Here is a 19,166-nt window from a genome sequence, read left to right as displayed (position 1 = left end):
GGCAATCACAACACGGGGGTGGGTCCGGCTCTGGCCGTCTACCGCGACAAGCTCTACTGCGTGCACCGCGGCGGTGGCGACAACTGGCTGTACTACGCCACCTTCGACGGCACCGGATGGAGCGACGACCAGCGGCTCGGCGATCACAACACCGCTGAGGGGCCTGCCTTGATCGCCTACCAGGACAAGCACGCAGCCGTTGGCCAGCTCATGTGCGTACACCGTGGAGGCAACTGACGCCGCCACAGGCACCTGGGTCACACCCCGTGCGCCCGTCGTCGTGGAGCCGGTCAGCGCCGACGGGCGCACGGGTCCTGGGCCGCAACGTGCCGGGCGACGGCGTCGACGCCGGGGCGGGCGTACCGGTCCAGGGGCCGTACGGAGGCGTGGCGGGAGCGGGCCAGCAGCATCGGTGTCGAGGTGCCGTCCTCGGCGTCGTGGGTGAGCGTGCTGTGGCGGAGCCGGTGGAGGGGCCAGCCCTCCAGGTCGTCGAAGTCCTCGGGGCCGGCGAGGGGGTTGGCCAGCAACCGGGTGGAGGTCTCGAAGATCTCCTCGGCGCGGCGGTAGGACAGCCTCGCGCGCCCGGTGACCGGGCAGGTGTCCAGGGTCGGGGCGCGGGCGGGGGCCTTGCGGTCGGTGAGGAAGAGCGGGCCGTGGGTGCGGCCGGCGATGAGGCGGGGCAGTAACTGGGCGGTGCCGGACTGCCAGTGGATCCACTCGATGGCGCCGCCCTTGGAGACGATGCGGCCGCGTTTGTCGGCGGGGAACAGTTCCTCGATGTTCAGGCACAGAGTCTCGTCCGCGCGCGCGGCGGACTCGTAGAGCATCTTCCAGAACGTCTTCTCCCGTACGGACGCGTCCAGTTGCCACAGAGCGGTGATCTGCGGCTTGGGCAGTGCCCTGGTGCGGTCGGGCGGTGCCGGGCGGCGCTCGATCCCGAGGGTGGGGTCGGCCTCGATCCAGCCCTGGGCCTGCCACCATCCGATCGCCTTGCGGGCGATGGACAGTTCACGGTTGACGGTGTCGGCGTCCATGGCGTCCGCCCGTGCGGCGGCGAGTTCGGCGAGCAGGGGCGGCAGCGCCGGGTCGCCAACAGTGGCCAGGCCGAAGGGGGCGGGCTTGGCGCCGCGGCGGGCCGGTCCGGTCGGCGCCGGTTCGCCGTGCAGCATCCATCCCCAGGTGGTGAGCGAGATCCGGTAGTTCCGGGCGGAGGACTTCGCGATGCCCGCGCCGGTGAGGTACCGCTCGACCGCGGCCTCGTACGACGGGGGCGGGGCGGACAGCGGCATGATGCGGGCGCGCGGCGGCCGGATCGCGCCCCGGCTGTCCGGCACGGCTGCCTGTTCGATCGCCACCCGTACCCCCGCTTTCGGTCCTGCCGCAGTAAATGCGTACACCTCGCCCTGCGCGGCGGTGATCGCGCCTGCTCGAACACGCGAGGCCACCGCCGGGGCGCCGAGGGGAGCGCATCGGCACTGCCGCAGTAAATCCGGCATTTACTGCGGGCGATCGCACACACCGGCTGACGACTGCGCCAAGGCAAGGTGCCGGACGGCCCGGTGCCGTAGTGGGTCACTCGTCTGGCAGCGCCTGCTGGCCGCACACATGTTCCTGGGTCAGGGTCGTGATGGACGGGGCAGGACTCTGCGCATGCGGGGCCTCCCGTCGCCTGTGCGGATGCCCGCCGTCACCTGCTCAAGGGAGCACTGTCGTGAGCGTGGAACTGAAGAAGACCGTGGCTGGTGCCGATGCCTGTCCGGCGGGCAAGTACGCCCTGTACGAGCACCCCGCATACAACAACGGGAAGGCGGCCCGTGCCGTCATCGCCGATGTGCCGATCGCGTCCCTGAACCAGATCGAGACGTGGTACGCGGACCTGACGACCTCGGTGGTCAACAAGACCGGCAAGATCCTGGAGCTGTTCATCGACGCCGACTATCGGGGCAAGTCCATGACAGTGGCTCCGGGCCAGACCGTGGACCAGCTGCCCCCGCCATTCGACAACGCCGTCTCCTCCTCCCGCCTGGCCGAAGCGCCCGCCCCGGCCGGCACCGGCGGCGTTCAGGGCATGGTCGGCGGCCTCCGGGACAAGGCCCACCAGGTGACCGGCGGCAAGGTGACCGAGCCCGGGAAGGCCGAGGCCGGCAGCGGCGGTATCGGCATGTTGCGCGACTGGGCCTTCAGCGCCCTCGGAGGGGAGGTCGAAAAGCCGGGCCAGAGCCAGAAACTGCCTGAGAGTCAAGTGTCCCTCCCCACGCTGACCCCCGAACAGCAAGCCGCCGCGCTGAAGAAAGCCGACGAGGATCGCCAGGCCAGAAACGCGCTGCTGGAGTCCCTGCGCGCCGGCCGAACGAGCCTGAGCGACGTGCTCAGCAAATACCACGATCCGGTCATGAGCAAGATCCAGGTTTCCCAAATCCTGGAAGCCGTCCCCGGACTGAACCAAGTGAAGGTCAAATTTGAGATGGCAGACACCGGGATCGATCCCAGCCGGCGCGTCGGCGGCCTGAGCGAAAAGGACCGGACGAAGCTGCTGAAGGCAGTCAAAGAGGCAGCCAAAGAGGATTAGGCTCTCGGGTGCCCCGGCTCCTTGGGGTAGCGGGATCATCGGCCGCAAAAGGTAGTTACCGACCAGGCTGCCGCCTCGACAACATTTTATTTCTGATGCTTTCCAGGCCGTAATGCGCGAGGCGACTACTCAGAAGGGAACCACACATGGCAACTGATCCCTCTACCGCTCTGCTCGGTATCGACCCGGATGTCTGGGAGGACCTGGCCCAGTCCGCGAACCAGCTCAAGCAACCTGACGAGGCCGACACAACGGCCGAACAGCTCAGGCGCACCTACATCTCGGCGGCCCAGCAGTACGAAGACCAGCCGCCTCAACCTGTGAGCATCACAACCCCATTCGCCCCGCAGCAGGTCGGCGCCGGCGAGTGGAAAGGGAACTGGGAGCTCGAGCTCGGACCTCTGAGCGTATACGGCGAGGTCGAGTTCAAGGGAGGAGACGCCGGGTGGACTGCCAGTTCGTCGGCGGGCGTCAAGCTCGACGGAAAGCCGGTCTGGAGCAAGACATACGCCCTCAGCACCCAGAATCCCACTATCGAATTCGACCTCAGCTTGGGGCTGGTCAAGGGCAACCTGACCATCGGGATCTACAACGCCAACAGCCTGCGGATCAACGGAGAGCTCTGCTACTGGTGGGGGAACTGGAAATGCGCCACATTTGAGGCATCGTGGCAATGGGCGGCTTCGTAATCACCCGCCCAGGGCATTGGGCTGGCGTCACCTCGCGGCCTCCTGCTTGAGCGCCGAATCAGCCGGCTGATTACGGGGCTTCTGCTCTGCGGCCGCCGGCATGCTGGATGCGTCGGATCCTCCCATTGCTCCTGCAACCCGGGGAATCGGACTCCGCCGAAGCCGGGCGGCTGAGTGGCACGGCAACACGCCCGGCCCCCGGTGGCAATGTGTGTCATCGAGGGGCCAGGCCTCAACCGGTGCTGTCTGACGACACCGAGCCGGGATTGCTGCGCAGACGTCGCGCGGGGGATTTGCTGGAACGCGCACTCACCACGAGATGTGCACGTAGCCGATGCCGGGGGTGGTGGCGGGAGTGCCGTCTTTGCCGTCCCCAGCCGTGTAAGTGCCGGAGAACTGGGTCCCCGAACCAAAGGTGCCGCGTCCACCGAGGCCGCCTGTGCCGCCGCTGCCGCCGTGGCCGACGTTCGGCGGGCGGGGAATGTCACCAGGGGCCGGCGCTCCTCCGGCGCCACCGCGGGCGCCGCCGGTACCCCCGTTGCCGGAGTGGCCCCGGTCCCTCCCCTTCGCCGTCTCGCCCGGATAGCCAGGCGCGCCCGGGTCACCGGGCTGACCTGGTGTGCCCAGCACGGCGGGATAGGTGTAGTCGTCTTCGCCGGTGCGGCAGATACCCATGTGTCCCGGCGTCCTCGCGGCGTCGGGCGCACCGCCGGCTCCTCCCTGGCCGCCGGCCCCGGCGGCCCCTCCGGCGCCGCCATCACCCTCACGGTGGCCGCCGATGGCACCGCCGCCGCCCCTGCCGCCGCCGCCTTCTCCACCGCTGCCAGGCGCATCTACCGCCGCGTACAGGGTCAGGCCGGTCGGCCCGCCGACGAAACAGTGGACGCTGCTGGAGGCTGCCACTTTGCCCCCTGTGGTGCCCCAGCCACCGTCACTTCCGGCTTTGCCGTCGCCGGAACCCGAGAACTCGTTGCTGGAAGCCGCGCCTCCGCCGCCCCCGCCGCCGCTGCCCGCTGCACCCGGACGGGAGTCACCGACCCCAACGTCCACCTTCTTGCCCGGCACCACCGGCAGGACACACTTCATGAACGCGCTTCCCGCACCCCCGCCCCCGGCGCCACCGCCCCCACCGCCGCCGCCACCGCCACCTGCCCCGCCTCTGTCCGTGACCGGGCCTCCACCGCCCCCACCCCCGCCGGCGCCGCCCCCACCGCCCCCGCCGGCTCCTCCGGCCGACCACATCCGGATGGTGATGGACGTCACGCCTTCCGGCACGGTCCACACCCCGGGCTTCCACCCGGGCGTCGTGAACTCCACACTGCCGTGCGGCACGGACTGCGCGACCCCGGCACCCTTCGCCTGCGCCTCTTCGAGCCTCTTCTCCAGCGCCGCCGCGTTCACCGCGGAGCCGCCGGGGACCGACTTCATCGCCATCTGAGCGGCTTGCCTCGCGGACAGCCCTTGACTGCGCATCAAGTTCAAGGCGAAATCAAACACCATCTTCGGAATGTCAAACACCATGAGACGCTCCCTACCCGCTCCAGCCGCGCCGCCCACGCAGACGGCGGAGAGTCCCCCCAAACGGGAGACGCCCAAGCCTGCCCACCCGCATCGCCCATGAGGGCCTACGAGCAGGGACGAAAGGACGAGCCACAGTCAGCGACAGCCCTCCCGGAAACATCACACTGAGCCACTCGTCGGTTGGTTCGCCGTTCGTTATTGCTCAACCCTGGCCGGGGGCCGCGGGGAGCATCTCCGGATACAGCAGACGGGGATATGGGCTCTGACTGTCAACGGCTCTTGATCGTCGACCTGACCGTTGACACTGACTCATGGTCATGCTCTTCACCTTGAGATCCTTGATCGCTTGATCAGCGTCACGCAGGAGTTTACGGATCGAGGTCGGGGTCGCTGAGGGCGACGCGGGATTCGCTGCTCCGCATGGGCTACCGGCGCCATGCGACAGGGGGACAAGGATCGCGCAGCGCGGGCGGGTTTGGGGGATGGGGGATGTCCTGGAGGTACGCACCCGTCATCGCCCCGGGAGAAGCTCATGGAGACCGCCACCGCATCCTCGCCCACTGCCCCGCCCGCTCCTCGGCCCGTTCTCCCGCTCCAGGTCAGTGTGTCCGAGGTGCTGAGCCAGGACGTGGTGATGGCGGCCGGTATCCCCGTGGATGAGACAAGTCCTTCCCCGCTCGCGGTCTTCCGCAATCCGCACAGCGGGGTGGACGAGGCGCTGGTGGTGACCCGGGCCGAGACCGGAACAGCTCTGCTGCATGTGTCCCCCGATCCGAAGTCCTCGACGGGATGGCGGGCGGTCAAGCTTTTCGACACCTATGCGCCGACCGAGGTGGCTGCCATCGCGGGGATCACCAAGGCCGGCCCCGTCGTCGAGTGCTTCTTCATCAGCGACGGTAACGCTTACCGCTCGCTGCTGGCCCGCGACCGGGAATCGTGGTCCAAGGCGGAGGCCTTGCAGGGTATTTCAGGCCGCCTGCGCGGCCTGAAGGTCTCGCACTCCGTGGCCAAGGAGGGGGACAGCCTGCACCGCCTCGTGGCCGTAGGACGGACTGATGATCAAACGGGCTGGATCCTGTCCCCCGAACATACTCGCGTACGGGCGCTTCTGGACGAGAGCGCGCAGATCGCCCGGGTGGGCAGCCGGCACTGGGTTGCGGCCGGAGTCAGGGATGGCAAGCTCATGATGAACTACGGCGAGTTCACCACGAGCCCTCCCCAGAGGTGGAGTCTTGAGGTGCCGGGCTACCCGCAGGTGCGACGCGTGGTGGGCGCCTTCGGCAGTCCCGTTGAAGCCACGTTCCTGATTCTGCATGCGGACGGGACCTTGCATATGTGGCGGTGCGGGCCGGACGGACAGTCGTGCGGGAGCCGTCCCGTGGGCGGCATGGCCTTTCGAACAGCTGCTGCGCACGTGTGCAAGAACCGGCCGGAGCGGCCCGGGCCCATCCGCTGGGACATCTACGGCATCGACGAGAACAACACGCTCTGGTCGCTGCGCCAGGACCCTGTGAAGCCCGTCGACGATGATGGATGCCCGCGCTGGTTGCCCCCGACGCCCCTCGACAAGAACATTGCCGGTGTCGCGGCCTCGGTCGAGCCGGTCGACACTCCGACGCTCTTCACGTATGTCAAGGGCAAGCGGGGGCTGCGCATGGAGACCCAGGACGCCCTCACCGGTGTGTGGCGCGAGCACGATGTCCGTGCACCGCAGATTCAAGCGTACGAGGTCACGCACTACCGGGTCGAAGCAACCGTCACGGACGCCGCGGGCGCGCCTGTCCCGAACTACGGGGTGAAGCTGAAGCCGGAGGAGCACGCTTCCGCGTGCACTGTGTCGTACCAGAACCGGACCGTGCACATCCCCCGTGAAGGCATCGATCTCAAGACGGACGCCTTCGGCAAGGTGGCCTTCGGGGTGGTGCCGAACGGCCTCGGTGCCTCATCGCTGGAACTGGCCTCCGCGGATCTGGCAAGGCCCGTGCCGGTCCAGCCCGGCCGTGCGGTCCACACCTACCTCTCCGGCACCGGGACGTTGCGCGAGACGGATCCGGGTGGTGCGCTGAAGCCGTTCGGCAAGGATGGCGAGACGCTGAGGAACGCCCAGAACCGAGATGGCGGCGCACTGGCGCCGCGTGTCGGCCAGGACGCCCCCCTGGCCTCGATCGCCGCCCAGGCGATCCAGCACACCGCGCTCGTCGGCATGGGTAAGCCGCTGCCCGGCAACGCTGTGGGCGTGCGGTACAGCCTGCTGCCGCCCGTCCCCCAGGGGCAGACCGCCGGCGTGCCCCATCAGTGCGTCCTGCTGCACTCCCAGGAGGAGTTGGCCAGACACATCCAGGACGTCAGCAACCAGGGAGGGGCGTCGGAGTACAACTGGCTCACCGATGCCTGGAACGGCATCAAGCACGTCTACAACCAGGCCGTCGCGGGGGCGGAGGACATTGCGCAGGAGGCCCGGCAGAAGCTCCAGCAGCTCGGTGGCGACCTGTTGCGGGCGGCCAAGAACGGCCTGATCGCGATCGATCACGCGGTGCTCACGGGAATCCACCAGCTCTCGACGCTGGCGATCCGGATCGGCAACGCGATCGTCGGCGGTATCAAGATCGCGTTCCACGGCCTGGAGCAGGCCGCCCAGTTCGTGGCCAACGTCTTCCACAAGGTCGAAGCCTTCGTCGAGAAGGTCGTCGCGTGGCTGAAGGCCCTGTTCGACCTCAAGGCCATCTGGAATACGAAGCGCGCTCTGGAAGAAGCCATGCGCAAGGCGCCGCAGGCGGTGAAGAAAGCGACCGGCGTAGGGCGCGACAAGGCGGCTGCGTGGCTGGGGCGCGAGAAGGCCAACGTACTCCAGAGCTTTGACCCCCTCATCGCGAAGCTGGCCGGCAAGAAGGTCTCTGAACTGGCCACGCCCCCCAAGGGCTCGTCGATCGCGAAGGTGCCCCAAAGCCACTTCACCAGCAACGCGCACCACAACTGGCTGATGGACAAGGTCCAGTCTGCTGGTCTGCCGGCCACACTGTCGGGCGTGCAACTACCGCAGGCCGCGGGGCCCGACGGCCCGGAGGAACTGATGAAGGACTTCGCGAAGAGGATGTCCAGCGCCGGGCAGGGGTTGCAGGCAGGGGTGCAGGAGATGGCCCCGGCCGTCCTCAAGACATTCAGCTCACCCGGCGGCGTCTCCGGCGCGGAACTGAGCGCGCTGCTCGACGGTTCGAAGAAACTTGTCGGTGCCGCCTTCGACACCGCGACAGGAATCCTCGACGTGGGCGCCGCGCTCATCGAAACGAGCATGGAGGGTTTCAGCACGCTGCTCGGCACCGAGATCGACAACCCCATCATCAAAGAGCTGTACGGGTGGCTGGCCACTCTGTCCGGGAACGGGAGCGACAACAAGCCGACCTATGCCGGGGTCTTCGCCCTCGTGGCCGCGGTGCCGGTGACGCTCATCTACAAACTGGCGGAAGGTATCGACAAGCAGCCGTTCCCCGATGGCAGGCTTCCCCAGCCGGGCACGCTCGGATCCCATCCGCAGAACCGCGCGTGCACGATCACCGCCGGGATCCTCCTCGCGTGCCAGGCGATCCCGATGTGCGCCATCGACAACTGGGGCCCGGACCTCACACCGATGTGGCTGTCCCTCGTCAACGTGTGCTGGACCGGGGCAGTGCTCCTGCTGACCTTCGAAGGCGCCATCCTGTCGGACATCGAGAACTGGTCCCCGTACCTCTCGTCCATGGTGGGCTGTGCGATCGGTTTCGCCGTCTGCGCGGCGCTCATGTCCCTGAGTGGGCTGGGCAAGCTCTGGGACGCGATCAAGCGGTGGATGCCCCTAGTCATGACCGTGGTCGGCATGGTCTCGCTGGGGAACACCGTCCGCCTGGTCGCGCAACAGGCAATCGACGGCCTCCACACGGTGGCAGGGTGCCTGCTCGCCTTCCCGAACCTCTTCGCCTTTCTCAACTTCGACGCGATCCGGAACGGGCCGGACGAGCCCGCTGTCGCCGCGGTCCGCATGATGTTCGACGTCGGAGGCATGGTGCCCGGCGGCACCATCATCGCCGCGAAGGCATAGCGGCTCAGTACACGACGGCCGTCAGGCCGACCTCGGGTGACCGTGCCGTGCGCCCGCCAGGCCCCCGCCGGTCGAGCCACCTGGCGCTCAACCAGCTCTACTTGCTGTGGCCCGCACCGCCGACCCGCAAAGGACCGTGTGCATGCCCCCTATCAGCCCGGTCGGCGACATCCTCGACCATGGCCACACGACCATCGCCCTTCCGGCGGCGGCAGTTGACATCCTTGCCGCGCTACGCGCCGAAGCCACGCGCTTCTTCACCCTCGACGATGATGTCAAGCGCCGCCATGGCAGCGACGACTTCAACTTCGGTTTCCGCCCCTACGGCCGCCAGTACGGGATCACCCCCGACCGTCCGGACATGAACGAGTCCTTCACCTACTGGGCGGACAACCCGGCTACCGTCCCAAACGGGGAATCCATCGCACCGTTCCTCCGTACCCTCAGCGCCTATTGGGAAGTTGCCGCCACGGTGACCGGCGACATCCTGGCCGGCCTGGCCGCGCACTACGCCTACCCGGAGGCCTTGCCATTCCGCGACTCGTCCTACCTGGAGATCAACTGGTACCACCGCACCAGCGAACGTGACCTGCTCCAGGACCGCCACGAAGACGGCCACCTCCTGACGCTGGCCACCTCGGACGGCCCCGGGCTGGAGACCGAGACCGACGGCGAGATGCGGCCGGCCGCGGTCCAGGACGGGCGGCTGCTCGCCATGCCCGGAAGCCTGCTCACCGCGATGACGGACGGTCAGGTGCCGCCGCTCTACCACCAGGTCCGCAACCACCGGCTGGACCGGCGCATCACCGTGCTCTTCCTGGTAAATCCGCCGCTCGACCGGCCGGTCCGCCCCTACGTCACCAACCACGAGCAGCCCGTGGACATCGCGGCGATGGCGCGCACCAGCGGATCGATGTTCGGACTGCCCCCGGCACCGATCCTGAACGCACCGCCGACCCCGTAGGCCGCCCGCAAGGGAACGCGACCCGCGACCGGGCGGGAGATCGTGCGCAAGGCGCCGCCTGAGAGAAGGGCGAGACGCCCTCCACGGGCAGCCCCGCCGAAGGAGCCGCAGAGATGGACCAGCACGGTAATCCCCCGCACGAGCCGAGGCCCAGCCTCGTGGGGCGTGCTGTCCCGACGAACGGCTCCACCACGTTCGGCGCGGCGGGACCGCGGGCGGCGGATGCCCTGCCCGGCGGGGTCGTCATCCGTGATGCTCCCGGCAAGGGCCGCGGTGTGTTCGCGATGCGGGAGTTCGGGGCCGGCGAACTGGTCCTCCGCGGCCTGCCTGAGCACACGGTGCCGCAGCGTTCCCAGCATTCGTTCCAGAAGGACTGGGGTCTTCACATCGAGCTCGATGAGACGGCTCGCAGCATCAATCACTCCTGCTCCCCTAACACCGGCGTCGAGGACAACGCGCTCGGCGGCTACGACTTCGTGGCCCTCACCACGATCCGCGCTGGTGAGGAGATCACCTGGGACTACGAGACCACGGAGTACGAGAGCATCGCCGTCGACCTCTGCCTGTGCGGCAGTACCACTTGCCGGGGACGCACCCGCGGCTTCAAGTACCGCACCGACTCGCCCCAGCACGTCGCCGCCTATCTGCGTGGGCCTTCAGCAGTGAACCCAACGGCCGGGTGACGCCACCTGATTCCTGCGCCTCGCGGCATGAACACGCCCGAATCTCGGACCAGGGGCAACTCCACAGATCAGAGGTAGGACTACGGGGTAGACGTGCAGGTGCTGTGTGGATGGGCGCAGGAGATACCCGTGCCGGACAGAGCGTGGACTCCCGTCGCAGCCGACGAAGTGTGACCACGGCTCCAGCCGCAGTGAACCTGGTCGGACTCGTCCGGCTCGACCCAGCGCGCCATCCAGCCGGAGCCTGCACATCCGTCCCTGCCGATGAAAGCAGTGCACCCCCGTGCGATCTTGAGCCCTTGTGAGTGGGTGTTCTGCGGGGTTTCGCCGAGTTTCAGGCCGGGTTGGTGCCTGGGGTGGTCGGTGCCGGGTGGGTGAGGGTGAACAGGCCGGGCACGGGCTGCGCGCGAAGGACGTCTGCCGAGCACTGGGCATCGGACTGGAACCGCGGCACATCGAGAACATGCGCGCCAAGCTGACACGCCTGGTCTATCGCGGCATCCTCACTGAACCAGAGCCCGGCAAGTTCACCCTGCCCCAGCCCACACCAAGAACGCTCGCCCCGGCGAAAGTAGGTGCTGACCCTGCTGCGCGGAACGGTGTCTGAACTGTGCGTCAGCGGAGGTTCTTCTCCAGGGCTGAAACGTAGTTGTTGATGGAATGGTCGCGGATGCCGGCGGTGGCCGGGGCGAGCGGGTCTGCCGTCAGGCCCTTGGCACGGTCCGCCAGGCCGCCGAGCAGGGTCATGGATTCGCGGACCTTGCCGGAGGCGTCGATGTAGCGCAGGGTCTCGACGTGGGTGTAGGCGGGCTCCGGCGGCAGCTGCGGCACGATGTCGTTGTTGTTGACGAACCGGTAGAGACGCCGGCTCAGGGCCTTGTTGCAGGCAGCGGCCAGGACACGGTCGCAGGTGCGGGGCTGGCCGAAGGTGTAGATGCCGTCAGCGGTTAGCTTCGGGGCCTCCAGATACATCCGTACGCCGGCGAGCATGGCGAGGGCGCCGCCGAGGCTGTGGCCGGTGAACCAGACGCTCTGGCCGTTGGTGCGCAGCTCGGCGATGGCGTTCTTCACGTCGGGATATACCGATTCCAGGGCTTCGCCGAAGCCGTAGTGGATGTATCCGGTCTTCGCCGGTCCGGGCCACGGCGGGGTGGTGGCGTCGGAGAGCCAGTCGCGGATCTCTGCCGGTTCGGTGCCTCGGAACGCGGTGATGATCATGTAGTCGCTGGCAACGGTGTAGGCCTGGGTGTCCTGCAGGGGGAACGGCGCGGTGAAACGGGTCCGGTGATGACGGACCCGTTCGAAGCCCCACGCGGCTGCCTGCCGCTCGATCTCGGGCTCGTCCTTGTAGGACAGGGCTGCCGCCTGGGCCAGGTGGTAGGCGTGGGCGAGGCTGTAGCCGGTGGCGTGGTGGTCGATCTGGGGCGCGGTCACGGTCGTGGTTGTACCAGGTCGGGACCTCCCACAGCAGGTCAGACGCAGTGTGATCACCTCCCTGGGTGCTGAGATTCACCCGCTGAAAACGCCACTGCACACGGGGGCGCCATGTCCCTGAACCGCTGCACCGACACCACCCCGGACGGCACAAGCCGTGCTGTCGACCGCGCTCCTACCCCGCGAGGATTTAGCAGGCGAGGCGCTCCCGGGCCGGGGTCAACCCGGGGTGGAACGGGTGCTTTGCTCGGCGTCGGCAACCATCGGGGCGCCTCAGACCCCGAACCGAACAACAATCCCAACTCGTACTGAACTACCGAAGGCTCGCAGAACACCCTCTGAAACCGCTGCTGCGGTCGCGTCCAGCGCCGGCGAGCCGGCCTGGCCCCTCTGCCGTGTCACACCCCTCGAACCTGAACGTCTTGAACAGCTTTGACAGGAATCGGGCGATGGCGGGGGTGGAGGGCGTTCGTGGACGACGTCCTTGAACAGCTCCGTACCGCCGGTAGCAGGTTCAGGCCGCCGCCGGGACCCGTTCGGCGATATTCGCCAGTGGGGCCGGGCGGCCTGGCTACCTTCCGCCCCACAGGCCGGTGACGGCCCGGGGCTGCGAGAGGGGCAGGCCCATGGCCAGGGACCTGGGACTGGACGACGTGGTCGAGCACTTCACCCTGGACGACGACGAGAGCGCCCTGCTGCGGAACAAGTCCGGGCCGAGTCGCCTCGGCTTCACCGCGATGCTCAAGTTCCTGCTCTGGAAAGGCCGCTTCCCCAAGGCGCGGTTCGAACGGCGGGGCGATGTCCGGGGCCGGTCTGACGAGCCAGCGGGAGAGCGAGCTGGACGCGGCTCAGAAGCAAGGGCAATGTGCAAGTGCACCATGTCCGTGCGCTCGCTCAGATGCCCAATCGGGCCGAGATCAATCGGACGGCAGGCTGCTTTCACCGATGGGCGTGCCGTACTGCATGCTGTCCTTGGTGTGCTGCTTGTAGGCAGCGTCGACCTCGGCGGCGGTGATGTTGTCGGCGCCCGGGGATTCCTTGCGCGCCTTTTCGAGCGCCTCCCCAGTGGTCAACTTGCCCTGCAACATGTAGCTGATGGCCTTGGCGATGATCGCCGCCAGTTGTTCCTTCTTCGTTGCCATGGCACGGCCCTCTCGCTAGTTGCCGATTGTCATGAATAAACCACGGAGAGAAGTCGCTCGCCTGTCTGCTGCGACCGTTCAGGTGACTAAGGCATGTTCGACGGATCGGTGTCGACCTACCGGACACGCCTGTGGGGGCACCCCGGAGGGGTGGGGGATCGTTTTGGCTGTCGCGTTCGAGTGACAAGCTGCTCGGTCACCCTGTCGGGCGGGTATTCCCTTGGTGGTCCTGACTGGGCCCATTGGCACCCGTTCAGCGGAGGAGAGGCAACCATGCTCACAGGCAAGCTCGCCGATTGGCGGCCCGGACCGGGCAGCGGCGAAATCGTCGATGCGAAGGACAGGGAGTGGATGATCCACGACCGGAGTTTCGATCCCGAGTACTACCCGCAGGTGGGGGACATGGTCGTCTTCGAACAGGACGGAAATAAACCCGTCGCGATCAAGGTGCGGAAGGCCTGAGCGTCAGCATCCAGCAGCACGCGAAGACGCCCCCGGAAGAGGGGCACGAGCGTTTCCGGGGGTCGTCTGTGTGCTCGTGCCTCGCCGTCAGGACAGGGAGAATGACGCACCCGTCTGACAGGCCCTAAGGCTTCGGGTAGTGGGGGATTTCAACCCCGATCTTCTTCAAGAGGGGGTCGAGGGTTGCTCGGAAAGCTGCGAGGCGAGGCGCGATGCTTTCCGGCTTCTGCTGCCACTCCTGTGACCTGTACCAGTTCTTTTCTGCGGCAAACGCCGCCATGGCCTTCTCCTGGTCCTCGCCGCTGAGCTTGAAGCCGCCCCCGTCGTGGACGATTGCTTTGACCGCGGCTCCGAAGTAGAACTGGTACTCCCCCAGGTCGGTGTTGTGTTCCTTGCCGGTCACCTGGGGGCCGTCAATGTTTGCGAACACTGCCTCGACATCAAAATCGAGTAGGGCATTCTGGCCGGACTCTTTGTGCTCCTCGACTGCCATATCGTCCTCCACGATTCGTGCCGGGATGGCGAGTCGCCACGGATGGATTCAAGTCGGGGTTCACGGGGCACTCAGGCATTGCTGCTTTCGTGGGCACTGTCCCGCTGAGTGCGTTGGTGACTGTTCCCGTATGCGGCAGCAACTCGTGCGGCGCAGGTCGAGTGATGTCTGCTCACCGTCCATCTACGCGCCCAGAAGCTACGCCGCCTCGGCCCGGTCACGCTTCGGTCCGCCGGGCTGGTCGGCCGGGGAGTCCTCCTCGCTCTCGTCCTGCTTCTTCTGTGCTGTATCCGTCGGCTCGTGCGGCTCGGGGTCCTTCGGTGCCCGGCGGGCACCGATGCGCTCGACTTCCTCACGGGCGTCCTCGATCGGGTATCCGGCGTCCTGAAGCATGCGGATGCCGGTCTCCAGGGAGAGCACACCGGCGCTCACACCCTTGATCACCTCGTCCAGGATGGCGGCCCGGTCGGTCGGGGTGTGCGGGCCGAACACCAGGCGGGCCGGGAGCGGCGGGCCCGCAGGCCAGCCCTCGGCCTGACCGGCCTGGTGAAGGCGCTGCACCATCTTCAGCAGCAGCGCGTACTTGTGGGCGCGGGCGAGCCGCATGGCGTCGACCAACGAGTCCAACGGCCCGAGGCTGAGCTGGAGGGCGTAGCCGCTGGGCACGTCGGACGGGTCGACGGTGCCGAGGCTCACGGCGGGCAACCTCGCATTGACGGCGGCCCGTTCGCGAAGCTCCTCGACCCGGGCGCGGAGTTCGGCGAGCTGGCTGGAGGTGTCGAGGACGTCCATGCGTCCGCCGTCGGCGAGCTGGAAGACCGTGCCGGGCGCGATGTCCAGAGGCTTGGGGCGGCCGGTGATCCGGTCGACCTCGGCATGGGACCCGGCGAGCGCGATGATCGGAGCGCCGGTGGTGGCGGAGGCGCGGGCCGAGTCGGTGTCGGTCTCGGCCAGTTCGTCCAGGGCCTGGAAGACCTTGGCGAGGGAGGACTGTCCGAAGTGCTCGCCGTCCGCGATGGTGTTGCTGATGTGCACGACCGGCAGAAAGTCGATCCGCAGGTCCAGGCGATGGAGGGTCGTTCCGTCGGCGCGCTCGCGGAAGCGGGCCTTGTCGAGGGGGAAGTCGTCAAGCGACTGTCCGTGCCGCAGGTCCTCGAGGAACCAGTCTGCGTCGGTCAGGTAGCAGGTGACGGCGGACGCCTTGTCGGGCGCCCACGGGTACGTGCGCACTATTCGGCCGGTGGCCGGGTCGAAGGCGTCGCCGGGCCCCGCCATCGCGTCCTCCGCCTCCGCGAGGGCGTCGAGACCCTGCCGGCCCACGCCGTCAGCGGCGTCGGGGCGAGCGGCCGGCTCGATCGGGCCCAGCTCGTAGGTGATCCGGCGCACCCGTGCCTTGATACCGCGCTTGGGGTCCTCGGGGATCTCCCACGCCAGGTGGACGCGGCTCGGGTAGTCGCCCGGGTCGGCGTCGTCCTCGATCACGGGGAAGTAGAAGCCGGGATCGAAGGTCTGCAGGCGGGCACGGCCCTTCTCCGGGTCCCACGCCAGCAGGTACACGCCGTCGCCGAGGAGGACGGTCTTGCGCTCGCATGCCTGCATCCGCAGCGGCAGCAGCTCGGCCTCCGCCCACGAGCGCAGCCGCTCCTGCCCAGCTGCCGCCGCAACGGCCTCCGGAGTGGCCTGGTCGTCTTTCGCGTGCTCGGCGCCGGGCACCACGATCTGCTGGGTCTTGCCGATGACGTGCGCGAGGGTAGTGTCCACGAACGAGGACGGATCGCCGAACTCGCGCCGCTCCGCCGCCTCCGTGTTCCCCGCGAGCGCGGCCAGCTCCCCGGCCTGATTGGAGTCATAGGCCGCGAGCAGCTTGTACGCGGCCAGGCGGCGCACCGCCCCGGGCGGCAGCCACGTCGCCTGGACCTCCGGCGCCAGCGCCCGGTGCGGCCGGCCGTCGTACGTGGAGGCCATCACCGGCTTGTAGTTCAGCCACGACCAGGCGTCGGTCAGAAAACGGGGCAGGCCCACCAGCAGCATCCGTCTCATCGGCCCCACGCCCGCCTTCAGCGTAGGTGCACCCGCGCTCTGTACCCGAAGCCCGGCGGCGTGGGACGCTGCCGCGGTGGACCTGGTCCGGCACCGCACCGCCAGCCTGTACTCCTTCGCACGCTTCGGCGACACGTGGCGGCTGGGCGTCATCGAGCAACCCCGTCACGGCGGCTGGATGGTCTGTGGCGGTCGCTTAGAACTGGGCGAGACCCCCGAGCAGGCCGCGCTGCGCGAGACCGTCGAGGAGACCGGCTACCGCGCCCGGCTCCTGCCAACCGCCAGGTACGCGCTGCCCGCGGACTACCCGCACCCCGAGACCGGCGCCAAGGCGTGCGTCGATGGAGCGCCCTGGTGGACGGTGAGCATGCCCGCCGGAGCCGACGGCCAGCACCCCGAACGGCACATGCACATCGACCACATCCACGTCGGAGTCGTCGACCGTCCGTACGGCCCCACCGCCCGCCGCGAGCACCCGTTCCGCTGGATCACCGCCGACGGACTGGCCGCCCTGGACGCGCCCGCGGACACCCGCATCCTCGGCGAGGCCCTGCACGAACTCGTGCCTCCCACAGCCGCCGCCCAGCGCCCCCGCCCCGCCCGGGACGAGGCCCTGCGCAAGGAACTGCTGCGCCGCCGCGACGTCGACCAGGACTTCCGCAACGCCCTCGGTGAGACGGTGCCGGACGACGTCGCCACACGCTGGGCGGCCATGGACAACGACAACACCCACTGGCTCAAGGACGTCATCGACCGGGTCGGGTGGCCCGGGCGGGCGCTGTGCGACGACGACGGCGCCGACGCGGCCTGGCTTCTCGCCCAGCACGCCGACCGGCAACCCCACCTCCAGGAACAGTGGGTCAACCTCCTCGCCGAGGCGGTCACCGACGGCGACGCCGCGCCCTGGCATCTCGCCTTCCTCGAAGACCGCATCGCGGTACGCACCGAGGGCAGCCAGTGGTTCGGGACGCAGTTCCGCCGGCCACCGGGCGGTGACTGGGAGCCCTTCCCGATCCGCGAGCCCGAAGAGGTCGACCAGCGCAGAGCCGAGGTCGGCCTGAACCCGGTTGCTGAGCGCGCCAAGGAGATCGCCGAAGCCAACCCGCGGAAACCGTAAGGAGGGGGCCAGCAGGTGGGGGACGACTTCTACTGCGAGCAGGTCCTGAGCGGACGCACCCAGGTCCGCAAGATCATCGAGACGGACACGGTCCTCGCGTTCGAGCACACGCGACCCGCGTACACCGTCCACCTCGTCGTCATCCCAAAACAGCACGTCCTCTCGCTCATCGACCTGGGCGACGGAGGCGACCAGCTGCTGCTGGACGTGATGACCGTCGTCCGGCAAGCCGCCGCTGCGGTGAAGGACGAGTATGGAGCCTGCCGTGTCGTGACGAACATGGGCCGCTACCAGGAGAGCCAGCACTGGCACGTCCATGTGCTCTCCGGCGAGCCGCTGGCAGCCACCTGAACCGCCCCACCTCGGCACCACGAACGGACAGGGCAGCAGGCGACAGCGTGGGCCCGAGAACAGCCCTGAACGCCCCCTGCGAGCCCGACTAAGCGATCAAGGAACTCGAATGCTTTCGAGCGGCAGAAGACGCTGACAGCGGCATTCACGCCCTCGTCGACTACAGCCGACAGCGGCGTGCGAAGCGTCAGCCAGAACGACACCTGTGGGGGTAGGGGGAACTTGGTGAGGGTCTTAGTAAACACGCCTGGTTCACCGGGGACCGGTTAACCGACGACTGGTAAACCGACGCCTGAAAACCCGTCTCCGGTGACGCCCACGGGCAGTGCACGCTTTTAGTTGATGGTGCGCAGCAGCTCGGCAGCCTTGGCGAGGGTGCAGGCAGTGTGCTGGGGAAGCGGTCCTGGGCGGGTAAGCGGTCGGCCGTGGGAGATCCATACCGTCGTCAGGCCCGCGACACGGGCGCCCTCAATGTCGTCTTGGAGATTGTCGCCGACCATGACTACATGCGGGCCAGGGGCGGCCCCGAGCCGGTCGACGGCGTGGCGGAAGATTCGCGCATCGGGCTTGTGTACACCCACCGCGCCGGAGATGACGACCTCGTCCACCAGGTTGTACAGCTCGGCCCGCATGACCTTCCTCATCTGGTTCCGGGCGAGCCCATTGGTCACGACCCCCAGTCGCCAACCCTCTTCCCGCAGCCCAGCGAGCAGCGCCTGCACCTCGGGGTCGGGCTCGACCAGCTCAGGCATCCGCTGCACATACTGATCGTGCATCGCCTCGGCCGACGGCCCGAGTCCGAAGGTGGTCTTGGCCAGCTCGAAGAACGCCGGCCGCCGCGACAGATACTCCGGATCGGTCTCCAGCAGCCAGCGCAGCGGCACACTGTGCTGGTCGGAGAACTCGGCCGCCCACTTCGGGAACACCGCCCGGCGCGGAATCAGCGTGTCGTCCAGATCGAACAACGCCACCGGCTCACACATCGCGCTCCTTATCAGTCCTTGGATGGTTTGTGAACCCCTCCGGAGTCGGCGCTACCATCATGCTGCCGAACTGTCAGACAGGGGAGCTGAGTTGCAGTACGCGGTCAATGTGGATGTGGCCCTGTGTCGCAGGGACAAGTGGCTGCTGATCGTGCGTGGGCTGAACGAGGAGCACGCGGCCAGCCGCCTGTCCTTGGTCGGCGGCACGGTGGACACGGACACCCCCGGTGGCGACGTGCTGCTGGACACTGCGCGTCGCGAGGTGCACGAAGAGATCGGCATCGACCTGTCGGGCGTCCCGCTCGCCTACGCCGAGAGCGTCTTCTTCGTGACCGACATGGGCACCCCTGTCGTCAACGTCGTACTGGCGGCCGAGCTCCCGGCCGAAGCTGAGCCATGTATCGCCTCGCCCGAGGAAGTGGCAGGGCTCCGTTGGGAGACCCTGCCTTCCCTCGAAAGCGATGTGAGCTGCCCGCCGTGGACACTCCAGGGCGTACAGCGCGCGGCCGCCGCTCTCGCCCGCACCGCCGCCTAGAGGCCACGTGGTCGGGGCTCGTCTGTCGTGCTGGTTGTCAACGATCTCCCCCTTCCTCTACGCGTGCCAGTTCGAGGCCGCCGGCTGTCTAACAGAGTGCTGACCCTGAAT

At 68.1% G+C, this 19,166-nt stretch carries 17 protein-coding genes and 1 pseudogene; 11 read left to right on the top strand and 7 right to left on the bottom strand.

Going from position 1 to position 19,166, the window contains the following annotated elements; genetic code table 11:
• A pseudogene (locus ACZ4A5_RS02375) lies at nucleotides 1–237 on the top strand (hypothetical protein); the annotation flags it as partial.
• 53 nt (nucleotides 238–290) lie between these two features.
• Here the strand turns inward: ACZ4A5_RS02375 and ACZ4A5_RS02370 are convergent.
• Nucleotides 291–1,355: a tyrosine-type recombinase/integrase gene (locus ACZ4A5_RS02370; protein ID WP_467577460.1), complete on the bottom strand. Its 1,065-nt coding sequence runs from the start codon at nucleotides 1,353–1,355 to the stop codon at nucleotides 291–293.
• A 356-nt stretch (nucleotides 1,356–1,711) separates the two neighbouring features.
• Between ACZ4A5_RS02370 and mihF the strand changes: the two genes are divergently transcribed.
• A complete protein-coding gene (gene mihF / locus ACZ4A5_RS02365) occupies nucleotides 1,712–2,569 on the top strand; it encodes an integration host factor, actinobacterial type (protein ID WP_467577457.1) in 858 nt (285 codons plus the stop codon).
• Nucleotides 2,570–2,715: 146 nt separating this feature from the next.
• On the top strand, nucleotides 2,716–3,258 hold the full coding sequence (locus tag ACZ4A5_RS02360; protein WP_467577454.1) for a hypothetical protein: 543 nt from the start codon (nucleotides 2,716–2,718) through the stop codon (nucleotides 3,256–3,258).
• 309 nt (nucleotides 3,259–3,567) lie between these two features.
• Here the strand turns inward: ACZ4A5_RS02360 and ACZ4A5_RS02355 are convergent, their stop codons facing one another.
• The gene (locus ACZ4A5_RS02355; protein WP_467577451.1) at nucleotides 3,568–4,779 is read right to left on the bottom strand and encodes a hypothetical protein; all 1,212 of its coding nucleotides are present in this window, start codon (nucleotides 4,777–4,779) and stop codon (nucleotides 3,568–3,570) included.
• Nucleotides 4,780–5,311: 532 nt separating this feature from the next.
• On the opposite strand from ACZ4A5_RS02355, the gene ACZ4A5_RS02350 reads away from it, so the two are divergent.
• The 4 genes from ACZ4A5_RS02350 (at nucleotide 5,312) to ACZ4A5_RS02335 (ending at nucleotide 11,105) form a co-directional block, all read left to right on the top strand.
• Complete coding sequence (locus ACZ4A5_RS02350) at nucleotides 5,312–8,851, top strand: hypothetical protein (RefSeq protein WP_467577448.1); 3,540 nt, start codon at nucleotides 5,312–5,314, stop codon at nucleotides 8,849–8,851.
• A 142-nt stretch (nucleotides 8,852–8,993) separates the two neighbouring features.
• Nucleotides 8,994–9,815, top strand: a complete 822-nt coding sequence (locus tag ACZ4A5_RS02345; protein WP_467577446.1) for a hypothetical protein — start codon at nucleotides 8,994–8,996, stop codon at nucleotides 9,813–9,815.
• Nucleotides 9,816–9,928: 113 nt separating this feature from the next.
• Nucleotides 9,929–10,498 (top strand): SET domain-containing protein, encoded by a 570-nt coding sequence (locus ACZ4A5_RS02340; protein WP_467577444.1) that lies wholly within the window; start codon nucleotides 9,929–9,931, stop codon nucleotides 10,496–10,498.
• Nucleotides 10,499–10,868: 370 nt separating this feature from the next.
• Nucleotides 10,869–11,105: a hypothetical protein gene (locus ACZ4A5_RS02335; RefSeq protein ID WP_467577442.1), complete on the top strand. Its 237-nt coding sequence runs from the start codon at nucleotides 10,869–10,871 to the stop codon at nucleotides 11,103–11,105.
• 8 nt (nucleotides 11,106–11,113) lie between these two features.
• Here ACZ4A5_RS02335 and ACZ4A5_RS02330 read toward each other — a convergent pair whose 3' ends face one another.
• Together ACZ4A5_RS02330 and ACZ4A5_RS02325 are read right to left on the bottom strand one after the other, a co-directional pair.
• On the bottom strand, nucleotides 11,114–11,932 hold the full coding sequence (locus ACZ4A5_RS02330; protein ID WP_467577439.1) for a lipase family protein: 819 nt from the start codon (nucleotides 11,930–11,932) through the stop codon (nucleotides 11,114–11,116).
• A gap of 917 nt (nucleotides 11,933–12,849) precedes the next feature.
• The gene (locus ACZ4A5_RS02325; RefSeq protein ID WP_467577437.1) at nucleotides 12,850–13,074 is read right to left on the bottom strand and encodes a hypothetical protein; all 225 of its coding nucleotides are present in this window, start codon (nucleotides 13,072–13,074) and stop codon (nucleotides 12,850–12,852) included.
• Nucleotides 13,075–13,347: 273 nt separating this feature from the next.
• Here ACZ4A5_RS02325 and ACZ4A5_RS02320 point away from each other — a divergent pair, with 273 nt between their 5' ends.
• Nucleotides 13,348–13,536: a hypothetical protein gene (locus tag ACZ4A5_RS02320; RefSeq protein WP_467577435.1), complete on the top strand. Its 189-nt coding sequence runs from the start codon at nucleotides 13,348–13,350 to the stop codon at nucleotides 13,534–13,536.
• Nucleotides 13,537–13,660: 124 nt separating this feature from the next.
• On the opposite strand, the gene ACZ4A5_RS02315 is transcribed toward ACZ4A5_RS02320, so the two are convergent.
• Nucleotides 13,661–14,029 carry a hypothetical protein gene (locus ACZ4A5_RS02315; RefSeq protein WP_467577433.1) on the bottom strand — a complete coding sequence of 123 codons (369 nt, stop codon included), beginning with the start codon at nucleotides 14,027–14,029 and terminating at the stop codon, nucleotides 13,661–13,663.
• A gap of 198 nt (nucleotides 14,030–14,227) precedes the next feature.
• Nucleotides 14,228–16,069, bottom strand: coding sequence for a hypothetical protein (locus ACZ4A5_RS02310; protein WP_467577430.1), 1,842 nt, complete (start codon nucleotides 16,067–16,069; stop codon nucleotides 14,228–14,230).
• A 76-nt stretch (nucleotides 16,070–16,145) separates the two neighbouring features.
• Between ACZ4A5_RS02310 and ACZ4A5_RS02305 the strand changes: the two genes are divergently transcribed.
• Both ACZ4A5_RS02305 and ACZ4A5_RS02300 read left to right on the top strand, forming a co-directional pair.
• Nucleotides 16,146–17,186, top strand: a complete 1,041-nt coding sequence (locus ACZ4A5_RS02305; RefSeq protein ID WP_467577427.1) for a DUF6624 domain-containing protein — start codon at nucleotides 16,146–16,148, stop codon at nucleotides 17,184–17,186.
• A gap of 15 nt (nucleotides 17,187–17,201) precedes the next feature.
• Nucleotides 17,202–17,537, top strand: a complete 336-nt coding sequence (locus ACZ4A5_RS02300; RefSeq protein ID WP_467577424.1) for an HIT family protein — start codon at nucleotides 17,202–17,204, stop codon at nucleotides 17,535–17,537.
• Between the two features lie 335 nt (nucleotides 17,538–17,872).
• Here ACZ4A5_RS02300 and ACZ4A5_RS02295 read toward each other — a convergent pair whose 3' ends face one another.
• Nucleotides 17,873–18,520 carry an HAD family hydrolase gene (locus ACZ4A5_RS02295; RefSeq protein WP_467577422.1) on the bottom strand — a complete coding sequence of 216 codons (648 nt, stop codon included), beginning with the start codon at nucleotides 18,518–18,520 and terminating at the stop codon, nucleotides 17,873–17,875.
• A 91-nt stretch (nucleotides 18,521–18,611) separates the two neighbouring features.
• Between ACZ4A5_RS02295 and ACZ4A5_RS02290 the strand changes: the two genes are divergently transcribed.
• Entirely contained in the window at nucleotides 18,612–19,055 is a 444-nt protein-coding gene (locus tag ACZ4A5_RS02290) for an NUDIX hydrolase (protein ID WP_467577419.1), read from the top strand.
• The last annotated feature ends 111 nt before the right edge of the window (nucleotides 19,056–19,166 follow it).

It is taken from the genome of Streptomyces sp. NPDC025618 (assembly GCF_055558795.1).
This window is presented reverse-complemented; position numbering and strand designations above follow the sequence as displayed.

Bases quoted from the DNA above. Each gene is read 5' to 3' on its own strand.
- ACZ4A5_RS02320 (WP_467577435.1), top strand. From the start codon at position 13,348: ATGCTCACAGGCAAGCTCGCCGATTGGCGGCCCGGACCGGGCAGCGGC.
- ACZ4A5_RS02350 (WP_467577448.1), top strand. From the start codon at position 5,312: ATGGAGACCGCCACCGCATCCTCGCCCACTGCCCCGCCCGCTCCTCGG.
- ACZ4A5_RS02345 (WP_467577446.1), top strand. From the start codon at position 8,994: ATGCCCCCTATCAGCCCGGTCGGCGACATCCTCGACCATGGCCACACG.
- ACZ4A5_RS02355 (WP_467577451.1), bottom strand. From the start codon at position 4,779: ATGGTGTTTGACATTCCGAAGATGGTGTTTGATTTCGCCTTGAACTTG.
- ACZ4A5_RS02360 (WP_467577454.1), top strand. From the start codon at position 2,716: ATGGCAACTGATCCCTCTACCGCTCTGCTCGGTATCGACCCGGATGTC.
- ACZ4A5_RS02340 (WP_467577444.1), top strand. From the start codon at position 9,929: ATGGACCAGCACGGTAATCCCCCGCACGAGCCGAGGCCCAGCCTCGTG.
- ACZ4A5_RS02295 (WP_467577422.1), bottom strand. From the start codon at position 18,520: ATGTGTGAGCCGGTGGCGTTGTTCGATCTGGACGACACGCTGATTCCG.
- ACZ4A5_RS02315 (WP_467577433.1), bottom strand. From the start codon at position 14,029: ATGGCAGTCGAGGAGCACAAAGAGTCCGGCCAGAATGCCCTACTCGAT.
- ACZ4A5_RS02310 (WP_467577430.1), bottom strand. From the start codon at position 16,069: ATGAGACGGATGCTGCTGGTGGGCCTGCCCCGTTTTCTGACCGACGCC.
- ACZ4A5_RS02325 (WP_467577437.1), bottom strand. From the start codon at position 13,074: ATGGCAACGAAGAAGGAACAACTGGCGGCGATCATCGCCAAGGCCATC.